The organism is Seohaeicola sp. 4SK31, from assembly GCF_028802875.1.
Lineage (GTDB): Bacteria > Pseudomonadota > Alphaproteobacteria > Rhodobacterales > Rhodobacteraceae > Seohaeicola.
This window is the reverse complement of record NZ_JARAMP010000005.1, coordinates 161,409-182,497: the sequence shown is the minus strand read 5'-3', so window position 1 is coordinate 182,497 and position 21,089 is coordinate 161,409. Positions and strand designations below refer to the sequence as shown.

At 64.4% G+C, this 21,089-nt stretch carries 18 protein-coding genes; 4 read left to right on the top strand and 14 right to left on the bottom strand.

Features of this window, described 5'->3' with window-relative positions:
- Nucleotides 1–53 precede the first annotated feature (53 nt).
- The gene (gene ilvC, locus PVW27_RS06320; protein WP_274556082.1) at nucleotides 54–1,076 is read left to right on the top strand and encodes a ketol-acid reductoisomerase; all 1,023 of its coding nucleotides are present in this window, start codon (nucleotides 54–56) and stop codon (nucleotides 1,074–1,076) included.
- Between the two features lie 98 nt (nucleotides 1,077–1,174).
- Nucleotides 1,175–2,077: a DMT family transporter gene (locus PVW27_RS06315; RefSeq protein WP_274556081.1), complete on the top strand. Its 903-nt coding sequence runs from the start codon at nucleotides 1,175–1,177 to the stop codon at nucleotides 2,075–2,077.
- Nucleotides 2,078–2,159: 82 nt separating this feature from the next.
- On the opposite strand, the gene glmM is transcribed toward PVW27_RS06315, so the two are convergent.
- The 8 genes from glmM to PVW27_RS06275 all read right to left on the bottom strand — a co-directional run bounded on the left by glmM (nucleotide 2,160) and on the right by PVW27_RS06275 (nucleotide 12,786).
- Nucleotides 2,160–3,506 (bottom strand): phosphoglucosamine mutase, encoded by a 1,347-nt coding sequence (gene glmM / locus PVW27_RS06310; RefSeq protein ID WP_274556080.1) that lies wholly within the window; start codon nucleotides 3,504–3,506, stop codon nucleotides 2,160–2,162.
- A complete protein-coding gene (folP, locus tag PVW27_RS06305; protein ID WP_274556078.1) occupies nucleotides 3,496–4,518 on the bottom strand; it encodes a dihydropteroate synthase in 1,023 nt (340 codons plus the stop codon). The genes glmM and folP overlap by 11 nt, the downstream gene beginning before the upstream one ends.
- A gap of 40 nt (nucleotides 4,519–4,558) precedes the next feature.
- The gene (locus PVW27_RS06300) at nucleotides 4,559–5,479 is read right to left on the bottom strand and encodes a dihydroneopterin aldolase (RefSeq protein ID WP_274556077.1); all 921 of its coding nucleotides are present in this window, start codon (nucleotides 5,477–5,479) and stop codon (nucleotides 4,559–4,561) included.
- 105 nt (nucleotides 5,480–5,584) lie between these two features.
- Nucleotides 5,585–6,208, bottom strand: a complete 624-nt coding sequence (locus PVW27_RS06295; protein WP_274556076.1) for a cell wall hydrolase — start codon at nucleotides 6,206–6,208, stop codon at nucleotides 5,585–5,587.
- Between the two features lie 207 nt (nucleotides 6,209–6,415).
- Nucleotides 6,416–8,956 (bottom strand): pyruvate, phosphate dikinase, encoded by a 2,541-nt coding sequence (gene ppdK, locus PVW27_RS06290; protein ID WP_274556075.1) that lies wholly within the window; start codon nucleotides 8,954–8,956, stop codon nucleotides 6,416–6,418.
- 95 nt (nucleotides 8,957–9,051) lie between these two features.
- Complete coding sequence (gene glyS / locus PVW27_RS06285) at nucleotides 9,052–11,328, bottom strand: glycine--tRNA ligase subunit beta (protein ID WP_274556073.1); 2,277 nt, start codon at nucleotides 11,326–11,328, stop codon at nucleotides 9,052–9,054.
- Between the two features lie 3 nt (nucleotides 11,329–11,331).
- Entirely contained in the window at nucleotides 11,332–11,856 is a 525-nt protein-coding gene (locus tag PVW27_RS06280; protein WP_274556071.1) for a DUF6446 family protein, read from the bottom strand.
- Nucleotides 11,857–12,786, bottom strand: a complete 930-nt coding sequence (locus PVW27_RS06275) for a glycine--tRNA ligase subunit alpha (protein ID WP_274556070.1) — start codon at nucleotides 12,784–12,786, stop codon at nucleotides 11,857–11,859.
- A 230-nt stretch (nucleotides 12,787–13,016) separates the two neighbouring features.
- Between PVW27_RS06275 and PVW27_RS06270 the strand changes: the two genes are divergently transcribed.
- Nucleotides 13,017–14,789, top strand: coding sequence for a serine protease (locus tag PVW27_RS06270; RefSeq protein ID WP_274556069.1), 1,773 nt, complete (start codon nucleotides 13,017–13,019; stop codon nucleotides 14,787–14,789).
- A 70-nt stretch (nucleotides 14,790–14,859) separates the two neighbouring features.
- Here PVW27_RS06270 and PVW27_RS06265 read toward each other — a convergent pair whose 3' ends face one another.
- From PVW27_RS06265 to PVW27_RS06245, 5 genes are all read right to left on the bottom strand, one after another.
- A complete protein-coding gene (locus tag PVW27_RS06265; protein WP_274556068.1) occupies nucleotides 14,860–16,308 on the bottom strand; it encodes a TrkH family potassium uptake protein in 1,449 nt (482 codons plus the stop codon).
- 104 nt (nucleotides 16,309–16,412) lie between these two features.
- Entirely contained in the window at nucleotides 16,413–16,649 is a 237-nt protein-coding gene (locus PVW27_RS06260; RefSeq protein WP_274556066.1) for a hypothetical protein, read from the bottom strand.
- Nucleotides 16,650–16,871: 222 nt separating this feature from the next.
- The gene (locus PVW27_RS06255; RefSeq protein WP_274556064.1) at nucleotides 16,872–17,090 is read right to left on the bottom strand and encodes a hypothetical protein; all 219 of its coding nucleotides are present in this window, start codon (nucleotides 17,088–17,090) and stop codon (nucleotides 16,872–16,874) included.
- Between the two features lie 225 nt (nucleotides 17,091–17,315).
- Nucleotides 17,316–18,416 (bottom strand): GTP cyclohydrolase FolE2, encoded by a 1,101-nt coding sequence (gene folE2, locus PVW27_RS06250; RefSeq protein WP_274556063.1) that lies wholly within the window; start codon nucleotides 18,414–18,416, stop codon nucleotides 17,316–17,318.
- 186 nt (nucleotides 18,417–18,602) lie between these two features.
- Nucleotides 18,603–19,067, bottom strand: a complete 465-nt coding sequence (locus PVW27_RS06245) for a hypothetical protein (RefSeq protein ID WP_274556061.1) — start codon at nucleotides 19,065–19,067, stop codon at nucleotides 18,603–18,605.
- 209 nt (nucleotides 19,068–19,276) lie between these two features.
- Here PVW27_RS06245 and PVW27_RS06240 point away from each other — a divergent pair, with 209 nt between their 5' ends.
- On the top strand, nucleotides 19,277–19,831 hold the full coding sequence (locus PVW27_RS06240; protein WP_274556060.1) for an NYN domain-containing protein: 555 nt from the start codon (nucleotides 19,277–19,279) through the stop codon (nucleotides 19,829–19,831).
- Nucleotides 19,832–19,845: 14 nt separating this feature from the next.
- On the opposite strand, the gene metZ is transcribed toward PVW27_RS06240, so the two are convergent.
- Entirely contained in the window at nucleotides 19,846–21,027 is a 1,182-nt protein-coding gene (metZ, locus tag PVW27_RS06235; RefSeq protein WP_274556059.1) for an O-succinylhomoserine sulfhydrylase, read from the bottom strand.
- Nucleotides 21,028–21,089 lie beyond the last annotated feature (62 nt).

Here is a 21,089-nt window from a genome sequence, read left to right as displayed (position 1 = left end):
TTATGGTCACGACCAGAGCAAGACTCGACAGATCAATAGGAAAGGATCACCCCATGCGCGTCTATTATGATCGTGACTGCGACATCAACCTCATCAAGGACAAGAAAGTGGCCATCCTCGGCTACGGCTCGCAGGGCCATGCGCATGCGCTGAACCTGCGCGATTCGGGTGCCAAGAACCTTGTCGTCGCCCTGCGCGAAGGCTCGCCCTCGGCCAAGAAGGCCGAAGCCGAAGGCCTCAAGGTCATGGGCATCGCCGAAGCCGCCGCCTGGGCCGACCTGATCATGTTCACCATGCCCGATGAACTGCAGGCCGCGACCTACAAGAAATACGTGCATGACAATATCCGCGAAGGCGCGGCCATTGCCTTTGCCCACGGCCTGAACATCCACTTCGGTCTGATCGAGCCGAAAGAGGGCGTGGACGTCATCATGATGGCGCCCAAAGGCCCCGGCCACACCGTGCGCGGCGAATACACCAAGGGCGGCGGCGTGCCCTGCCTTGTGGCGGTTCACAATGACGCGTCGGGCAAGGCGCTGGAAATCGGTCTGTCCTATTGCTCGGCCATTGGTGGCGGGCGTTCGGGCATCATCGAGACCAACTTCCGTGAAGAATGCGAGACCGACCTGTTCGGTGAGCAGGCGGTTCTGTGCGGCGGTCTGGTCGAGCTGATCCGCATGGGCTTCGAGACGCTGGTGGAAGCAGGCTACGCGCCCGAAATGGCCTATTTCGAGTGTCTGCACGAGGTCAAGCTGATCGTGGACCTGATCTATGAAGGCGGCATCGCCAACATGAACTACTCGATCTCGAACACCGCGGAATATGGCGAGTATGTCAGCGGCCCGCGCATCCTGCCCTATGACGAGACCAAAGCCCGCATGAAAGCCGTGCTGCGCGACATCCAGACCGGCAAGTTCGTGCGCGACTTCATGCAGGAAAACGCGGTGGGCCAGCCCTTCTTCAAGGGCACGCGTCGCCTGAACGACGAGCACCAGATCGAGAAGGTCGGCGAGCAGCTGCGCGCCATGATGCCCTGGATCTCGGCTGGCAAGATGGTCGACAAGTCCAAGAACTGATCCCGTCACAGAACGGTCAGAGGGGGCGCTTCCGCAAGGGGCGCCCCTTTTGTCTGGGCGCGGTGGACATCCTGCGCAGCGCGTGATTATTGCCCCGCATGGCACAACATCCCACCCCCGCGAACTGGGCCTCGATCGGGCTTCTGGGCCTTGTCTGGGGCGGCACCTTCATGGTCGTGTCCGTTGCCCTGCGGGATTACGGTCCGCTGACCGTGGCCTGTGCCCGCACCACCTTGGGGGCTGTGGCGCTGGTGCTGCTGATGCGGGTGATGGGGCGGCGGTTTCCTTTGGGGGATCGGGGGCTTTGGCCCTATCTTGCAGCCATCGGCTTGCTGTCCACTGCGCTGCCGTTCTTTCTGCTGAGTTGGGGGCAGCAATATGTGCCTTCGGCCTTTGCGGGGATCTCGATGGCGGCGCTGCCTTTGTTCGTGCTGCCGCTGGCGCATGTCTTTGCGGACGAACCCCTGACCCTGCGCCGGGCTGCGGGGGTGATCGTGGGGTTCATCGGGGCGGCGGTGTTGATCGGGCCCGGTGTTTTCAGCGCGACCGGAGACATGGCCGCCTGGGGGCAACTGGCCTGTGTGGGGGCGGCAATGTCCTATGCGGTGGCGGCGATCCTGACGCGGCGGTGTCCGCCGATTGATCCGATGGCCCTGTCCACGCTGACGCTGGTGGTGGGGTCGGTGGTGCTGATCCCGTTGATGCTGGCGATCGAGGGGGTGCCGGGCTGGGCGGGGCAGACCACGGGGCTGGCGATCCTGTTCCTTGGCCTGATGCCTACGGCTCTGGCGGCGCTGCTGCGGGTGCAGGTGATCCGGTCGGCTGGGCCGGTTTTCATGACGCTGGTCAATTATCAGGTGCCGCTGTGGTCCATGACCTTCGGGGCGCTGGTCCTGTCGGAAGCCCTGCCGTGGCGGTTCTTCGTGGCGCTGGCCTTGATCCTGACCGGGCTGGCGCTGAGCCAGTGGGGCGCTTTGATGCGGCTGTTCGGGCGGGGGTGACGGGGGCTGTCCCTTGATGGGACATTTTTCCACCCCAGCATTATCAACAGCTTACCCGCCGTCATTCACCAAATCTTAACGATCAGACCGCGTCCCTGACCGCATCCACGATACCGTCCACCAATGTCAGCAAGAGCCCCTCATCCTCGCATTCCGCCATGACGCGGATCAGCGGTTCGGTCCCGGATTTGCGGATCAGAAGCCGCCCCTTGCCGGTCAGGGCGATCTCGGCGGCGGCGATGACCTGCTGCACCGAGGCGGTATCGAGCGGCAACTGACCGTCGGTATAACGCACATTCTTGAGCAGTTGCGGCACGGGGGCGAAACTGCGCGTCAGGGCAGAGGCGGGCTGCCCCGTCCGCACCATCTCGGCCAGAAATTGCAGCCCGGCCATCAGACCGTCGCCGGTGGTGGCGTAATCGGTCATCACGATATGGCCCGATTGTTCGCCGCCCAGATTGAAGCCGCCCGTGCGCATCCGTTCGACCACATAGCGGTCGCCGACATTGGTCCGCTCCAGCCCGACGCCGCGCGCGGCCAGAAACCGCTCCAGCCCCAGATTGGACATGACGGTGGCGACCAGCGCGCCGCCCTTGAGCCGCCCCTCATCCGCCCAGCGGGCGGCCAGAAGCGCCATGATCTGATCGCCATCGGCCACCTGCCCCTGTTCGTCGATCAGGATGACGCGGTCGGCATCGCCGTCCAGACAGATGCCCAGATCAGCCCCATGCGCCACCACGGTTTTCGCCGCCAAGCGCGGATGGGTCGAGCCGCAATCGAGGTTGATGTTGCGCCCGTCGGGGTTGACCCCCACGGGGATGACATCGGCCCCAAGCTCCCACAGCACTTCGGGGGCGGCGCGATAGGCGGCCCCATTGGCGCAATCGACCACGATCTTGATCCCGTCCAGGCGCAGGCCCGCCGGGAATGTGGACTTCACCCGCTCGACATAGCGGAAGCGGCCATCGTCGATCCGCTTGGCACGGCCGATGTTATTGGCCTTGGCCGGTTCCACGCCCGTCTCGATCAGGCGTTCGATCTCGGCCTCGGCCTCGTCCGACAGTTTGAAACCGTCGGGGCCGAAGAACTTGATCCCGTTATCCGAGGCGGGGTTGTGGCTGGCCGAGATCATCACGCCCAGATCCGCGCGCATCGAGGTGGTGAGCAGACCCACGGCGGGCGTGGGCACCGGGCCCAGCAGCAGCACGTTCATCCCCGTCGAGGTGAGGCCCGCCGTCAGCGCGTTTTCGAACATATAGCCCGAGAGGCGCGTATCCTTGCCGATCACGACCCGGTGGACGGTGCTGCCGCCTTCGCGGCGGAAATAGCGGCCCACGGCGGCGCCGATCCGCAGCGCCATTTCGGCGGTCATCGGGTGGATATTGGCGGTGCCGCGCACCCCATCGGTTCCAAACAGCTTACGCGTCATCAAAAATTCCTTTTGTCGCTGCCTGCCACAGCGTCAGGGCCGAGCGCGTGGCGAAAACGTCATGCACGCGCAAGATCTGCACGCCCTGCGCCGCCGCCGCAAGGGCCACGGCGACAGAGCCATGCACACGCGCGTCAATGTCGGGGGCTTGGCCCAGTGTGGCAATGAATTTCTTGCGCGAGGCCCCCAGAAGGATGGGGCATCCCAGCGCATGGAAGAGGCTGATCCGGGCCAGCAGGGCAAGGTTATGGGCCTGCGTCTTGCCGAAACCGATGCCGGGATCGACGATGATGCGGGCGCGCGGGATACCTGCGGATTCGAGGGCCGCGATGCGCGCCGCGAGGAAGTCATAGACATCCAGCAGCACATCATCATAGCGCGGGTTTTGCTGCATCGTCTGCGGATCGCCCTGCGCGTGCATCACGCAGACGGGCAGGTTTTCCGTGGCGCAATAGGGGGCGAGGGCGTCGTCGAAGGTGAAGCCGGACACGTCGTTGACGAGGGTGGCCCCGGCCTCGATGGCGGCGCGGGCGACCGCCGTTTTGCGCGTGTCGATGGAGATGGGAAGCGACAGCCCCGCCGCGCGCAGGGTGGCGATGACGGGGGCCGTGCGGGCGATCTCATCCCCGGCGGGGACTTCGGTTGCGCCAGGGCGGGTGGATTCGCCGCCCACGTCGATGATGTCGGCCCCCTGCCCCTGCATCGTCCGGGCATGGATCAGCGCGGCGGCGGGCGCGTTGTGCTGGCCACCATCGGTGAAGCTGTCCGGCGTGACGTTCAGGATGCCCATGATGGTGGGGCGGGCCATGTCCAGCCCCGCGATGGCGGCGCGCGGGGCGGTCAGGCGGGCCAGCACATCGGCGGGGGCCTGATCGGCGGAGACGATCCTTGGGGGCGCATCGCGCGACAGCACCTCGATCCGGTCAAAGATCAGCGGGCCACCGGCCAGCGGCAGCGCCGCCTTTGGGCGTTCCGGTCCGGTCAGGGGAATGGGGCGGTGATAGATCGTCATGACGGTTGCATGGGCGATCGGGGCGCGCTTGGCAAGCCTGTCAGAGGGTGGTCTGCTCTACCGGCACGGCGCGGATCGGCAGATCGGCGGCGGCTGGCGGGGTTTCGCCAATCACCACGATATCGGCGGCTTGCATGTGGCGGGCGAACCACAGCACCAGCGCCAGCGCATCTCGGGGCTGGGCCGAGGGGCCATCGACCGCGTCCAGCACGATCTTGGAGGGTGCCCAGACGCTGATCTGGCCCTGGCGCATGGACCAGTCGAGTTCGGTGCGGGAGTTGACGACCACGCAGCGCGGATCGCGGGCGGCCAAGGTCCAGGCGTTCTGCTCGATCGCCAGAAGGTCGATACGGCGCTGCGCCAAAGGATGCGCGGCCTGCGGGGCGGGCAGATCCGGGGCGCCCACGCAGAGGATCGTGGGGCGGTGGCCCGCTTCCAACTGGTCGATCCATGTCTTCAGATGGGGTGCGGCGATGGCTTCGTTGGAGAGGTAAATGACTTCGGGATGCGGGCGGTCATCCGGGGCAGATGCGGCAGGGCTGTGGGTGGAGCGGGCGCGCATGATCTCGACCCCGAGGGCGCCGGGGCCGCGGTCCAGCTTTTCGATCCGGACGAAGACGCGGCGGGCCTGGGGTTCCATGAGGATCCGGTCGGCGACGCGTTGGGCGAGGGTTTCCAGCAGGTTCAGGCGTTCGGCGGCGAGTTCATGGGCGATGGCCTCGGTCACCTTGTCGTAGGACAGGATGCGGTCCACATCGTCGTCAAGCTGGCCTTGAGGGGCGACTTCGACCACGACGTTGAAGCAGATGCGCTGGGTTGTGCCGCGTTCGGCCTGAAAGGCACCGATTTCGACGGTGACGATATGGTCACGCAGCGAGATGCGGTCCAGGACTTCGGGACCGGCGGTGGCTTCGGCCCGTTCAAGCGGGTGGCCGAAGGCCCATGTGATTTCGCTGCTCATGACACTTCCCCTGTCGCGCTGTGGACGCACCCTACCGCTGATATGGCCAGCCGCAAGACCGGGCGCGGCACAAGCGGGTGCGAAACCGTCGCGCGGGGGTCGCGCTCAGTTCTGGGCGAGGACCGTGGGGTGGCGATAGAAGTGATGCACGCCGATGGTGGCGGTGCGGGGGAATTTGCGCGACCAGTTGGGGCGCACGGCCTTGGTGTGGTAATGGGTGGCCCCATCCGTCAGGGCGCGCGGGGCGCCGCTGACCATCACGCTGGCGACCTTGGCGGACACGTCGAAGGCGGCCTTCTCGTTGATCACATCCGGGATACCGTCGCAGGTATAGGTGAACTGGCACTGGTATTTGCGCCCGGTGCCCTGATGGATCACACCGCAGACGGTGTCGGGATAGAGCGTGCTGTCGACGCGGTTCAGGATCACTTCGGCCACGGCGAACTGCCCACGGACCGATTCACCGCGCGCTTCGAAATAGAGCGCCTCGGAGAGGCAGCGCATCTCGGCATCGCTGAGCTTGGGACGCGGCAGGCTGTCCAGCCAGTCCTGGCTGTAGCTGACCTGCCCGGCGGCGGGTCGGGCCTTTTGCAGAAAGCTGTCCAGATGCGCTGTGGGCAGGCTGTTCAGCCCGCGGCTTTCTTCTCTCAGCACGTCATGGATCGGCGTTTCTCCCACAGCGGGGAAGGCCACCGAAGTGGCCAGAACAATGGCAGCAAAAAAGCGCATTTTCGTCATCTCCTTGTCAAAATGTTCAAGGAGCAGATCCTTGGCCATTCTGCAAAATCAGACGCGGCTATAGCCAAAAACGGCCAAGCCGTCCACCCGACGGCGATTCGAGGGGCAAACAGGCGGATCCCCGCTCAAAAGCGCAAGAGCGATTTTTGCATAAGATCTATGCAAAACCGGAAAATATTGGGACATGGCGCGGGGGCGCTACCCTATCTTGTCCCGCACCGCCAATTGCGCTGCGGCCAGTCTGGCGACCGGCACGCGGAAGGGGGAACAGGACACATAGTCGAATCCGGCATCCCGGCAGAAGGCGATTGATTCGGGGCTGCCGCCATGTTCGCCGCAGATCGACAGGACCAGATTCGGGCGGGCTTTTCGCCCTCTTGTTGCCGCAATCTGCAACAGTTCGCCCACGCCGTCCTGATCCAGCGTGTGGAACGGGTCCTCGGGGAACACCCCTTGCTGGACATAGGCCGACATGAAGCGGCCCGCATCGTCGCGCGACAGGCCATAGGTCATCTGCGTCAGGTCATTGGTCCCGAAGCTGAGAAAGGCGGTATGCGGCGCGATTTCACCCGCGCGCAGGGCGGCGCGGGGCGTTTCGACCATCACCCCCAGACGGTAGGTGAAATTCACCCCGGATTCGTTGCGCACGGCGGCGGCCACGGCATCGACGCGGGTCTTGACCAGTTCCACCTCGCGCTTGGCCGAGACTAGCGGGATCATGATTTCCGGCACGACGGGATCGCCGTCCTTGCTGGCAAGGATCGTCGCCTCGAAAATGGCGCGGGCCTGCATGTCGTAAATCTCGGGCACGGTGATGCCCAGACGCACGCCGCGCATCCCCAACATGGGATTGTATTCGGCCAAAGCCTCGCAGCGGCGGGTCACGTCCGACAGCGGCAGATCCAGCGCTTCGGCCAGTTCGCGATGGCCCGCGCGGTCATGGGGCAGGAATTCATGCAAGGGCGGATCGAAGAGGCGGATGCAGACAGGCTGCCCCTGCATGATGCGGAAGAGTTCGGCAAAATCGGCGCGCTGCATCGGCAGGAGACGGTCCAACGCCGCCCGGCGATCCTTGCTGGCATCGGCAAAGATCATCTCGCGCATCACGGTGAGGCGGTCGGCCTCGAAGAACATGTGCTCGGTCCGGCACAGGCCGATGCCTTGCGCCTTGAAATTGCGCGCGGTCTGGGCATCGGCCGGCGTGTCGGCATTGGCCCGCACGCCGATGTCGCGCACCGCATCGGCCCATTCCATCAAGGTCTGGAAGGCATCGTCCTGCGTCGCCTCAAGCATGGCCGGTTCGCCCGCCAGCACCTCGCCATTGGTGCCGTCGATGGTCAGGATGTCGCCCGCGCGGAATTCGCGCCCATCCGGGGCGGTCAGGACATTCTTGCGCAGGTTGAAGCGGATGTCGCTGGCCCCCACCACGCAAGGCAGGCCAAGCCCGCGCCCGATCACGGCGGCGTGGCTGGTCATGCCGCCGCGTTCCGTCAGCACCGCGACGGCGGCATGCATGCCGCGGATATCCTCGGGGCTGGTTTCGCGGCGCACGAGGATGCAAGGCTCGCCCCGCGCGGCGCTGGCCTGCGCCTCGGCGGCGGTAAAGACAAGACGCCCGCTGGCCGCCCCCGGACTGGCGGCGATCCCCTTGGCCAGACGGTCGCGCGGCGCGGTCGGGTCGATCTGGCGGTGCAACAGTTCATTGAGCGAGCGCGGCTCGATCCGCAGCAAGGCTTCCTCGCGCGGGATGATGCCCTCTTCGGCCAGCGCCACGGCAATGCGCACGGCGGCGCGGGCATTGCGGGCCACGCGCACCCCGTCAAGGATATGGACGCGGCCATTCTCGATGGTGAATTCGGCCTGCATCTCTTCGCGCAGGCGATGGCGCATCAGGGCGGTATGGGCTTTTAATTCCTCGAAGGCTTGCGGGGCCAGTTCCTCGAGCGAGGGGCCGCGGCTGTCGCGTTCCAGATAGAGGGCGTTGGTGCCCCGTTGCAGCGCGTCGCGCCCCTGACTTTGCGACAGATACCGCCCGGTGATCTGCTTGTAGCCGGTCTGGGAGTTCACAAGCTGGATGACGCCCGAACCGCATTCCCCCTGCCCCAGACCCAGCGCCATGGCCTGCACCACCAGACCCAGTCCCGCATCGGCGGGCGCGCCCTTGGCCTGCCGCAGCAGACGCGCGGTCGTGCCCGACCAGGCGCGGGCCATGGAGCGCAGCACCTCGGCCAGTTGCACGGCGGGGTCCTGGGGAAATTCCTCTTCGGTTTCGGCTTCATAGGCGCGCAGCACCTCGGCCAGGCCGTCGGGGCCGTCCAGTGTCACATCGTCGAACATGTCAGGGTCCAACCGCGCGACATGCATCGCATAGCCCTGCACGAAGCGCAGATAGACGGCCGCAGCGGCGTCCTTGCCCAGTTCGGCGCTGAGATCGGCATAGACCTTGTCGTTCATCCCGATATTCAGCACCGCGCCCGGACCGCCCCAATCCGGGTCTTCCGAGGAAGGGCGCACGCAGAGAAGCGGTGTGTCACCAAAGGGTTCCAGCAGGGCGCGCATATCCGGCATCTCGCCCGCCGCGATCCGCTGCACCGCCCCGAAGCTGAGCGCGACGGTCAGCGGCACCGGCAGGTCGAGCCGCGCCAGACGTTGCAGGCATTTCGCCCGCCCGCCATGGGTGGTGGCCTTGATCGGCGCCGAGGGGGTGATGAGGGTCAAGTCGGGGTCGTCTTGCTGCACTGCGGCGCCTTTCGTATTCAGATGCAGAATACGCCCGATGCGCCCCAACGCAAGCGCAGCGTTGGGGCAGTGTCAGAAAAACATGACAGTTTGAGTCAGCCGTCCAGACGGGTCAGGTCGGCCACCGACAGGCAGATCGTCCGGATGCGCGACAGCAGGTTGAGGCGGTTGCGCCGGATGACCGCATTGTCGGTATTGACCTGCACGGTCTCGAAGAAGGCGTCGATGGGCGCGCGCAGGGCGGCCATGGCGGACATGGCAGTGGCGAAATCCTCGGTCTTCATGGCCGGGGCGATGGCGGTTTCGGCGGTGTCGAGGGCCGCGAACAGCGCGCGTTCGGCGTCGGTTTCCGCGAATTTGATATCCGCGCCGAAGGAATATTCGACGCCGTCTTTCTCTTCCGCTTGGCTAAGGATGTTGGCCGCGCGTTTGAAGCCCTGCAGCAGGTTTTCCCCGTCATCGGTCTTGAGGAAGGCGGCCAGTGCCTCGGCGCGTTTGACCAGCAGCGTGAGGTCGTCATTGCCGGGCATGGCCAAGCAGGCGTCGATGACGTCGTGGCGGATGCCTTGGTCCTTGAGATAGACCTTGAGGCGGTCGTGGAAGAAGGCGAGGAGGTCAGAGGATTTTTCAACTGTCTCTGTGTTGATACGGTTGAACTTCTCCACCAAGAACAGCGCCGTCTCACGGCGGTCTTCCGCAAGTTTGCTCAAGTTTTCCGAAATGAATTTTGCTGTCGATTGTGGCTGTACCGTAGTGCCAAAATCTTTTGCTACCTCGGCCAACTGATTCAATTCGTCTCGGAGTTCCTCAAGAACTTTTAGATCATTTTCGTTGAAACCTAGGTGGTAGGTTATTTCCTTAAAGAAGCGGTTTTTCAGATTGGCCTTAATACCATTCCCCAGCACCAACCGGATCACACCCAGCGCGGCGCGGCGCAGGGCGTAGGGGTCTTTGGACCCTGTGGGTTTTTCATCAATGGCCCAGAAACCGGTCAGCGTGTCGATCTTGTCGGCCAGCGCTACGGCGACGGATACGGGATGCGTGGGCACCGCGTCGGATGGGCCGAGCGGTTTGTAATGCATCTCGCAGGCCTCTGGCACGCCATCGTCATGACCTGCGGCGGTGGCGTAATAGCGGCCCATAAGCCCTTGAAGTTCAGGGAATTCGCCCACCATTTCGGATTGCAGGTCGGCCTTGGCCACGCGCGCCGCCTCGGCTGCGAGGTCGGGTTTGGCCCCCACAAGCGGCGCAATCTCACGCGCCAGCGCCTCGATCCGCGCGACGCGGTCGGCCTGGCTGCCCAGCTTGTTGTGGAAGGTGACGGCAGACAGGCCCGCGGCCATGCCCTCCAACCCCTTGGTCTTGACCGTGCGCAGGTCGTTGTCCCAGAAGAAACGCGCGTCGGACAGGCGGGCGGACAGCACCTTCTGGTTGCCGGCAAGGATGGTCGCGCCGTGGTCGCGGGTTTCGATATTGGCCACCGTGATGAAGCGCTCGATCCGGCCCGTCCCGGGGTTGCGGACCGAAAAGAACTTCTGATGCTCCTTCATCGAGGTTTGCAGCACCTCGGGCGGCAGGCCAAGGAAGGCGTCGTCGATCGCGCCCATCAGCACCACGGGCCATTCCACCAGACCCGCCACTTCGGCCAGCAGGCCCGCATCCTCGACCACCTCAAGACCGTTGGCGAATGCCTGGTTCGTGGCTTCGGCCCAGATCGCATCCGCGCGCGCGGCGGGGTCGAGGATCACGCGGTTCTGCTTCAGCTTCGCGGCGTAATCGTCGAAAGACGTGACGGAAAACCGCCCCTTGCCCATGAAGCGGTGCCCTTCGGTGGTATTGCCGGCGGTGATCCCGTCCAGGGTCAGCGGCACAACCTCGGCCCCCGCCTCGGTCGTCAGGATGCACAGGATGGATTGCAGCGGGCGCACCCAGCGCAAGCTGCCCGCGCCCCAGCGCATCGACTTGGGCCATGGGAAATTGCGGATAGTGGAGTCCAGAACCTCGGCCACGATCTCGGCCGCCGGGCGGCCCGGTTTTTCCACCACGGCGAAAAAGACGCGGGCCTTGCCAACCTCGCGTTCCTCCAACTGATCGCGGGTCAGGCCCGCACCGCGCAGAAAGCCCTCGATCGCCTGTTCCGGCGCGTCCACGCGCGGGCCCTTGCGCTCTTCGCGCAGGGTGGGCGAGTTGGCCAGAAGCCCCTCGATCGCCAGCGTCAGGCGGCGGGGTGTCGAGAAGGCGGCGGCCCCGGCATAGGTCAGACCGGCCTCGACCAGACCGTTTGTCACCAGTTTGCGCAAATCCTCGGCCGCGCGGGTCTGCATCCGGGCGGGGATTTCCTCGGAGAAGAGTTCAATCAGAAGATCGGGCATGGATCAGTTTCCTTGCGGCGGAGGCGGGCAATCGGCGGGGGCGGGCTGGCCGTCAAAGACCACCTCGCCGCAGCGGTTGATCTGGTGCCAGACAAAACCGCGCCCGTCGGGCATGACGGCGATGATACGGTCGATGCCGTAGCGGATATTCCCGGTCCCCATGAAGGCCAGGGCGCGGCCCTCTTCCAGCGCGGCCCCGATTTCGCGGGCGTCGAAACAGTCGAACCATTTGGGGGCCAGAAGCGGCACGGCACCGGGATAGGGCTGATAGGTCGCGGTCAGATCATCCTGCGTGAGGTCCGTTCTGAAACAGGCACGATAGCGGATCGGGCTGCTGTCGGAATCGATCGCCTGAAAATCAGAATGGGGCAAAGGCGCGGGCTGGCCGGTGGTCAGCAAGGTCGCCTGCACGTCATCGGGGCCCGAGGCGGCGATTTCGTCATAATAGCTATAGACTTGCAGGTAATACATCGCCCCGCCGCCAATCAGCGCGCAGACAAGGATGAGGATGGCCAGAAACTTGCCCATTTACGCGGCCCACCCACCTGCTTCGGTCTGCACGAAGGCATCGGCGCAGGCCTTGGCCAGTGCCCGCACGCGGCCGATATAGGCCTGCCGTTCGGTCACGGAAATCACGCCGCGCGCATCGAGCAGGTTGAACAGATGCGACGCCTTGATGCACTGGTCATAGGCGGGATGGGCCATGATGATGCGTTTGCCGGTCTTGGGGTCCTCGGCGGGCTGCGCCAGAAGGCGGGCACATTCGGCCTCGGCATCCTCGAAATGGCGCAGCAGCATCTCGGTCGTCGCGGCATCGAAGTTGTGGCGGCTGTATTCCTGTTCGGTCTGGCGGAACACATCGCCATAGGTCAGCGGAATGGGCGCGTCAGGGTCGTTATACGGCATGTCCATCACGTGACTGACGCCCAGCACATACATGGCAAGGCGTTCAAGACCATAGGTCAGCTCACCCGACACCGGATGGCAATCATGGCCCCCGACCTGCTGGAAATAGGTGAACTGCGACACTTCCATGCCGTCGCACCAGACCTCCCAGCCCAGACCCCAGGCACCCAGGGTGGGGGATTCCCAGTCATCCTCGACAAAGCGGATGTCATGCAGCGCCATGTCGATGCCGATGGCCTCAAGAGAGCCCAGATAGAGCGCCTGAAGATCGGGCGGGCTGGGTTTGATCAGGACCTGATACTGGTAGTAGTGCTGCAGGCGGTTCGGGTTCTCGCCATAGCGGCCATCGGTGGGGCGGCGCGAGGGTTGCACATAGGCGGCGGCCCAGGCCTTGGTGCCCAGGCTGCGCAGGGTGGTGGCGGGATGGAAGGTGCCAGCGCCGACCTCCATGTCATAGGGTTGCATCACGGCACAGCCCTTGGACGCCCAATAGGACTGAAGCCGCAGGATGATCTCCTGAAAGCTGCGCGGTGTGCTGCCTGTCTGTGCCATGGTCCCGTCCGACCTTTCCAAAAGAGATGCTGCCGCCCCTGATCGCCGCCCCTGGACCCGATCAAATCGCGCGCCCTACCTACGGTTCGCCGCGCATGGGGTCAATCGCGCGATCACGCATTATTCGGGTGCATGTAGGGCTGGATTTGTTAAAACACCCCCTGAGCAGGCCGACAGGGGCCAAAATGCCCCATCGGGCCATATTGAACTGGGCAGGGACTGAATTTTTCATGTTGAGACATCTTGTAGCGGTATTGACCTTCACGCTTATCCTGGCACGGGCCGCCCTTGCGCAACAGGACATCGTCTGGGTCCAGATCGAGGCGCGCCCCACACTGGCCGAGGCGACAGAGCGCGCGCGGGCCTATGCGGCGGATCTGCCGGATGTGAACGGCTTTGCCTTGTCCAGCGGGTGGTATGCCGTGGCGCTTGGCCCCTATACGCGGTCGGACGCGGAGCAGGTGCTGCGGGTCTATCGCGCCGAAGGGGCGATTCCGAATGACAGCTACATCGCCTTCACCAACAGTTTCCGTCAGCAGTTCTGGCCCGTCGGGTCCAATCTGCTGAGCCCGTCGCAGCCCGCCCTGCCCCCGGCCACGCCCGAGGAAGAGCCTCTGGCCGCGCTGCCGGATGAGTCGCCGCTGGTGACGGATGAGGCGGGGATTCCCCAGCCGCCCCTGCCCGACGAAAGCCCCGCCGAAGCCCGCGCCAGCGAGGCGGCCTTGACCCGCGAGGGGCGCGAGGCGTTGCAGGTCGCGCTGAAATGGGCCGGGTTCTATGACGGGCCGATCGACGGGGCCTTCGGGCGCGGCACGCGGGCGTCGATGGCGGCGTGGCAGGGGGCCAATGCCTTTGAGGCGACCGGCATCCTGACCACCCTGCAACGCGCGACATTGCTGCGGCAATACAATGCCGTTCTGGAAGGTCTTGATCTGCAGATGGTGCGCGACGACACCGCCGGGATCGAGATGATGCTGCCCCTTGGGGCGGTCAGCTTTGACCGGATCGAGCCGCCCTTCGTGCATTACGAGGCCAACGGTGACATTGACGCACGCGTTCTGCTGATCAGTCAGGAAGGCGACCGCGGCACGATGTTCGGCCTTTATGACATCATGCAGACGCTGGCCATCGTCCCGGTCGAGGGGCCGCGCGAACGGCGCGAGGATGGGTTTACCCTGATCGGCCAGGGGGGCGATTTCGTCTCGCATACGGAAGTCAGCCTTGCGAACGGGCGGATCAAGGGCTTTACCCTTGTCTGGCCTGCCGGTGACGAGGACCGCCGCCTGCGCCTGCTGGGCGAGATGCAGAAGAGCTTTACCCGCATCGACGGCGTGCTGAGCTTTGCCGAAGGCGGGCAGAGCGAGCAGCGGATCGACCTTGTCTCGGGGTTGGAGGTGCGCAAGCCCAAGCTGACGCGGTCGGGCTTTTTCGTGGATCAGACCGGCACCGTCATCACGACCACGGATGCTGTCGCAAGCTGCGGGCGGATCACACTGGACAACGATGCCGAGGCACAGGTCGTGGGGACGGATGCGGCGATGGGGATCGCCGTGCTGCGCCCCGAGGTGCCGCTTATGCCCATCGCCTCGGCTGCGTTCCAGACCGCCACGCCGCGCCTGCAATCCGAGGTCGCGGTGGCGGGTTTTTCCTATGGCGGCATCCTGAGTGCGCCGACCCTGACCTATGGCCGTCTGGCTGATTTGCAGGGCCTGAATGGCGAGGCCAATCTGAAGCGGCTGGACCTGCAATCGCTGCCGGGCGATGTGGGCGGGCCTGTCTTTGACGCGGGTGGCGCGGTTCTGGGCATGCTGAGCGCGCCCGTGATCAATGGCCGCCAGTTGCCGCAGGATGTCAGCTTCAGCGTAGATGCCAGTGCGATCCGGTCGCTGCTGGACAGCCTTGGTCTGCCGACCACGGCCGCGCAGGGACCCGAGGCGATCGACCCGGTCGATCTGACGCGCCGCGCCAGCATGATGACGGTGCTAGTCGGCTGCTGGGACTGATCCGCATCCGATCAGAGATCCGCGCCACCAAGGGGACAGCCTGACAGGGCTGTCCCTTTTGCGTTGTGCTTCAGGCGCGCCAGAAACTGGGGGTGAAGACGGCGAAGACGACCAGCAATTCAAGCCGTCCGACAAACATGGTGAAACACAGGATCCATTTCGCGGTATCGTTAAGCCCGGCAAAATTTCCCGCCGGGCCGATCTGGTCGCCCAGACCGGGGCCGATATTGGCGATGGCCGTGGCCGCCCCCGAGATCGAGGTGATGAAATCCAGACCGGTCAGGGACAGGGCCACGGCGACCAGTCCCAAGGTCAGCACGAAGAAGCCGAAGAAAGCGATGACCGAATCCATCACGTCATCGGTGATGGGCGCCCCCTCGAAGCGGGGGATGAATACGCCATGCGGCATCTGCGTCTTGCGGATCTGCGCCTTGATGGCGGAAAAGAGGATCTGATAGCGGAAGATCTTGACCGAACAGGCGGTCGATCCCGCGCAGCCGCCGATCAGTCCGATGAAAAAGAACATCCCGATCAAGAGGCTGCCCCAGCCCATGTAATCGACACTGGCATAGCCGGTGCCCGTCATGATCGAGGTGATGTTGAACAGCGCCTCGCGGAAGGCCTGTTCGGGATGGCTGGGAAAGACATTGGTCAGGATGGCCGCCGTGCCCATCGCCAGCCCCATGATGATCCCGATGAACCAGCGCACCTGCGTGTCATGAAGCAGCGGGCGCGCCGTGCCGTTGAGGATCTGGACATAGCGCACGAAGGGTAGCGCCGCGAGGACCATGAAGACCGAGGCGGCATATTCCATCGGCCCCTGAAACGCACCGAATGAGGCGTCGTAATTGGCGAAACCGCCCGTCGACAATGTGGTCAGCGCGTGCACCGTCGCGTCAAAGGCGTTCATGCCAAGGATCAGATAGGTAAACATGCAGGCGATGGTCAGGCCGACATAGATGATCGAGATCTGCGAGGCGATGGCGCTGGCGCGCGGCAGGATCTTTCCCATCGTCTCGAAGGCTTCGGATTTGAACACCTGCATCCCGCCCACGCGCAATTCGGGCAGGAACACCATGGCGACAACGATGATCCCGATCCCGCCCAGCCATTGCAGGATCCCGCGCCAGAGCAGCAATCCCTTGGGCAGATCATCCAGCCCGGTAAAGACGGTCGAGCCTGTGGTGGTCATGCCCGACATGGCCTCGAAGAAGGCATCGACGAAGCGGGCCTCGGTCGCACCCAGCATGAAAGGAAGGGCGCCGAACATCGGCAAGACCAGCCAGACACCACTGGTCAGGATGAAGGTCTGCTGGAGGGTCAACCCTTCGCGCGCGCCGCTGCTACAGGCCAAGGCCACCAATGCGCCGCAGAGGAAGGTCAGGATCGCGCTTTCGGCAAAGACGGGCCAATGCCCCCTGCCCTCGGCCAGATCCACCGCCAGAGGCGGGATCATGGTCAGGCCAAGCGTCGCGACCAGAAGGCCGATCACATATCCGACGGGTCGCATATCCAACATGGGGCAAGGCTTGGCTGTGGCGCGCGTCGCTGTCAAGCGCCACGCCGCCACAGAGCGCCTGATCACGTGCCTGACCCGTGGTCCGGCGTCAGCGCAAGCAGGCCTTAGATATAGAAGGTATCGCGGAACACATAGCGCGGGATATCGTCACGCGTGATGCCGATCTCGGCCAGTTCGGCGTCGGATTTGGCATGCAGCGCTTCGATTTCGTCCATGCGCGACTTGCGGTGCATATAGGCGTTCATGCCTTGGCCCAAAGTTGCGAAGAAGGCATCGACGCGCGCCATCAGACGGGCACGGGTGTCGGTCGCTTGGGTCAGGTTGGTGGTTTGGGTAGCCATTGGGAACCTCTTTCAGTTTGTTTCAAGTGTCTCCCTGCACCCAAGATAGGTCAGCAATAATGACTTTACTACGGCCAATGCTGCATTGCGGCATTGCCGTCAGCGCAAGCCTGCCCCGTTGGCCTTGGGCAAACCGCTGACAGAAACGGCAAAAGGCTGCCCGATGGGGCAGCCTTTGCATGATCAGGGGCGTTTGCCGACCCGAAGGGGTGGCGGTCGCTCTCAGCTCCAGTAGAGATCGCGGAAGACATATTGCACGATCTGGTCCCGACGGATGCCCAATGCGGACAGTTCCTTGTCGGACAGGGCTTCCAGCGCCTGAATGCGGTCGGTGCGCGACCGGCGGGCGACATACGCCTCGAAAGCGCGGCCGAACCATGCGGTGAAGGCGGCCCAGCCGGCGCCGTGGGAGAGGGAAATATTGGTGGTGTTGCTGCTCATCAGACTTGTCCTTGTGCGTCACCCGATTGCGGGCTCGGGTGTGACATAGGCAAGCCGGACCGCCGCAACCACCGCCAAAACTGCAACCCCGCCCTGCGTTTTCCGCAACGCAGCATTGTTGTGCCGCGATGCAGCATCACGCAACAAAAAAGCCGCCGCCGGGGTGGGCCCGGGCGGCGGCGGAATCAGCGGGTGCGCGGGGCGGCAGGCGTACCGCCCGCCACCTCAGCCGACGTGGAACAGGGTGTTGAACAGCTTGGGATCGACGCTGTCGCTGGCGAAGGTCGGTCCTTCGGTCAGGATGCTGACGGCATCATGGCTGTGCAGGCTTTCCTGATGGCTGGCGACGACGCGGAAATCACCGACCCGTTCGTCCTGCTGGAGTTGCGCGCAGAACAGGCGCGCCGCATCCTCGACAAAGATCGGATTGGCGGCGTTGAGTTCTGCAAAAGCCTGCTCATCCTCGCGCTTGACCATGACCTGCGTTTCCGTGGGCACGGCGCGGCGGGCCATTTCGATCACATCCTCGAACCAGAGGCAGGCGCCGTTCATGACTTCGAGGGAAATCCGCGCGACGGAACGCTGCGAATGGGGTGTTGCCAGTTGCCCGCGCGTCTGGCGGGCATGTTCGGACAGTTCCAGCGAACAGGGGCAGGTCGAGGAATAGACATAGTCCAGATGGATGATCTTCTTGCGCAGGCCCGCTTTCTCGATCAGTTCCAGCGCGATGTCGTAATACTGATAGCCTTCCAGACCCGAGCGCAGGGACATGATCTTGACCGGATAGGAGAAGCGCATCTGGATGCGGGCATCGAAGCTGTCCAGATCGGTCATGTAATCTTCGAGCGCGGCTTCGATCACCTCGAAGCTGAAGGTCTTTTCGGAATGCTTGTAGAAGGACCGCATGATCCGGGACATGTTGATGCCCTTCTTGTCGGCCTCGAGGCTGACGGTGCCGGTCACGCTGGTTTCCAGCGTCAGATCGCCGTTGTCGCGGGTGTGAAAGCGGATCGGCAGGCGGAAATTGGAAATCCCCACATGCTGGATCTGCTGGCGGGCGCCACGGATCAGGCTGGAAGGGCCGTTCTGCAGATCCGGCAGGCTGTCCTTGTAGGCTGCGTCCACCTCGAACGCATGGGGGTAGGTGCGCGACAGCACAGGATAGGCCGCGGCATCGGTGCCCGGCAGCAACCGCGCCAGTGCGGGGTCGAGATCGGCAATCTCGGCCTCGGAGGCGCGCGCCGCCCAGTGGCGCAGACGCTCCAACGCATCCGCCGCATCCTCGCGGGTGAAATGGCGGTCCAGATCCGGCGTATGAATGTTCATGAGGGGGCCCCTTCGCATCATGGTGCCATCCTTAAATAGGATGGGCGGTGGCAGATTGCCAATAACGAAAGGAATTACGTCGGACGCGACAGATCGGATCAACACTGCGGCGATCATTGCGATGAAAAACGCGGGGCCGGTCGGCAATCCCGTGGCAGACCCGCGGCGGCAGCGCCCTTGGCCCCGTCATGGGCAGGGAAACGGTCCGCCCCAGTTGCCCGTCTGGGCCGCGAACAGGCAAAGCCTGCGGGCCCGATCCTGTGGCGGGCCATAGGTATGCCAATCGGAACTGCTGCCGCCATTCATGAACAGGGTCCATGCCGCCATAACGGCCTGTGGCGGTGCGTTCTGGGCGGCGCAGCGATCCGCATCCCGTTCTTTCAGCATCGTGTTGCCGCCCGGATTCAGGTGATGCCCCAACAGGACGTGACAATGCTCATGCACCGCAAAGAAGCGGCAGGCCAGTCCGATCTGCTGACAGAGGGACGGGTTGAACAGGATGACGGCCCCCGTCGGGGAATTGGGGTGTGCGACCACCACTGCGATGTCGTTCAGACCGGGGGTGGGCACTTCCGGTGTTGCCGTTTGCGCCCCCACAGACGAGGACAGCAACAGGAAAATCGCCGCCACATGGCGTGCCAGTCTACTCATACCATACCACTCCGAAAAAACCTGACCGGGGCAGGTCACAGGATCACGTCGGGCAGGATAATGCAATGGGGGCGTCACATCAACGCCTTGGCAGGAGCGGATCAGACAGTGGACCGGGTCTGACACGACGGGGCGTTCCGGGATGCGCAGGGCCTCTGCCCCCGACAGGGCGGCATTGCAAAAGCGCGATCAGGGTGTAGCCTGCCCGGATGATCGCCCCTCTTGTTCTGCTCCTGCTATCGGTCGCGGGTCTTCTTTGCGCGCTGCTCATTCCGGGGGCCACGGACTGGCTGTTGCTGGCTGTCCCATCGGCCCTGGCCAGCCTGATCCTCTGGCTCAAGGCGCTTGGCCGCGTGGTGGCGGCGGAACTGCCCTGGGTGATCCTTGACGGCTCGAATGTCATGCATTGGCGCGACGACACCCCGCAGATCGAGACGCTGCGCGAGGTGATCGTCGCCCTGGAGCGGGCGGGCTTTGCCCCCGGTGTCGTCTTTGACGCCAATGCGGGCTACAAGCTGGTCGGTCATTATCTGGACAACCGCAAGCTCGCCGCGGCGCTGGGATTGCCGGAGGGTCGCGTGATGATCGTGCCACGGGGGGAACCGGCCGACCCGACCCTGCTGGCTGCCGCGCGCGACCACGGGGTGCGGATCGTCACGAATGACAAGTTCCGCGACTGGGCCGACAGCTTTCCCGAGATCGCCACAGCGGGCACCCTCATCTGTGGCGGCTACAGGGGCGGGCAGCTCTGGCTGGATCTGTAGCCCCCTGCCCTGATCTAGGCCTTGTCCAGTGCCTGCAGGATATCGCCCAGCAGATCGCGGGCATCCTCCAGCCCAAGGCTCAGGCGCACCAGACCCGGCGTGATGCCCAGATGCGCTTTCTGGTCCGCAGGCAGACGTTGATGTGTCGTCGTGGCAGGATGGGTCGCGATGGATTTCGCATCGCCAAGGTTGTTCGAGATGATGACGATCCCCAGCGCGTTGAGAAAGCGGAACGCGGCCTCCTGCCCGCCCGCCAGATCCAGCGCGATCACCGTGCCGCCAGCATCCATCTGCGCCAGCGTCAGGTCCTGCTGGGGGTGGCTGGGATGGCCCGGATAGATCACGCGGGACAGTTTGGGATGGCCCTGCAGCGCATCCGCCACGGTCAGGGCGGTGGCGGCCTGCGCACGCACGCGCAGGTCCATTGTCTCCAGACCCTTGAGCATGATCCAGGCGGTAAAGGGGCTCATCGCGCCGCCGGTATGCTTCATGTAAGGCTCGACCACGCCGCGGATATAGTCGCGGGTGCCAAGGATCACGCCGCCCAGCGCGCGGCCCTGCCCGTCGATATGTTTGGTGGCGGAATAGATCACCACATCGGCGCCCAGATCCAGCGCGCGGGAAAAGACGGGCGTGGCGAAGACATTGTCCACCACCACGGTGGCGCCTACCGCATGGGCGATGTCGGACACAGCGCGGATGTCGATCACTTCCAGCGTGGGGTTCGAGATCGACTCGAAAAACGCCACTTTCGTATCGGCGCGCATCGCCGCGCGCCATTGTTCCAGATCGGTGCCATCGACCAGCGTCACCTCGACCCCGTAGCGGGTCAGGACCTCTTCGAGGATATAAAGACAGGACCCGAACAGCGCGCGTGCCGCGACGACGTGATCGCCGGCCCGCAGCATCGCCGTCAGCGCGCCTGACACAGCCGCCATGCCGGAAGCGGTGGCAAAGGCATCCTCGGCCCCTTCCAGCGCGGCGATGCGGTCCTCGAACATGGCCACGGTGGGGTTGCCGTAGCGGGCATAGATGAACTCGTCCGGTCCGGCTTTCAGAAACCGCGCCTCGGCCTGTTCGGCGCTGTCATAGACGAAGCCCTGCGTCAGGAAGATCGCCTCGGATACCTCGTTATATTGCGAGCGGCGGGTTCCGCCATGCACCAGCGTGGTGCGCTTGTTCCAGTCCTTGCTCATCTCATTCTCCGTCGGGCGGCATGGCCCAATAAAAAAAGCCCCGTCGCGGTCAAGCGAAAGGG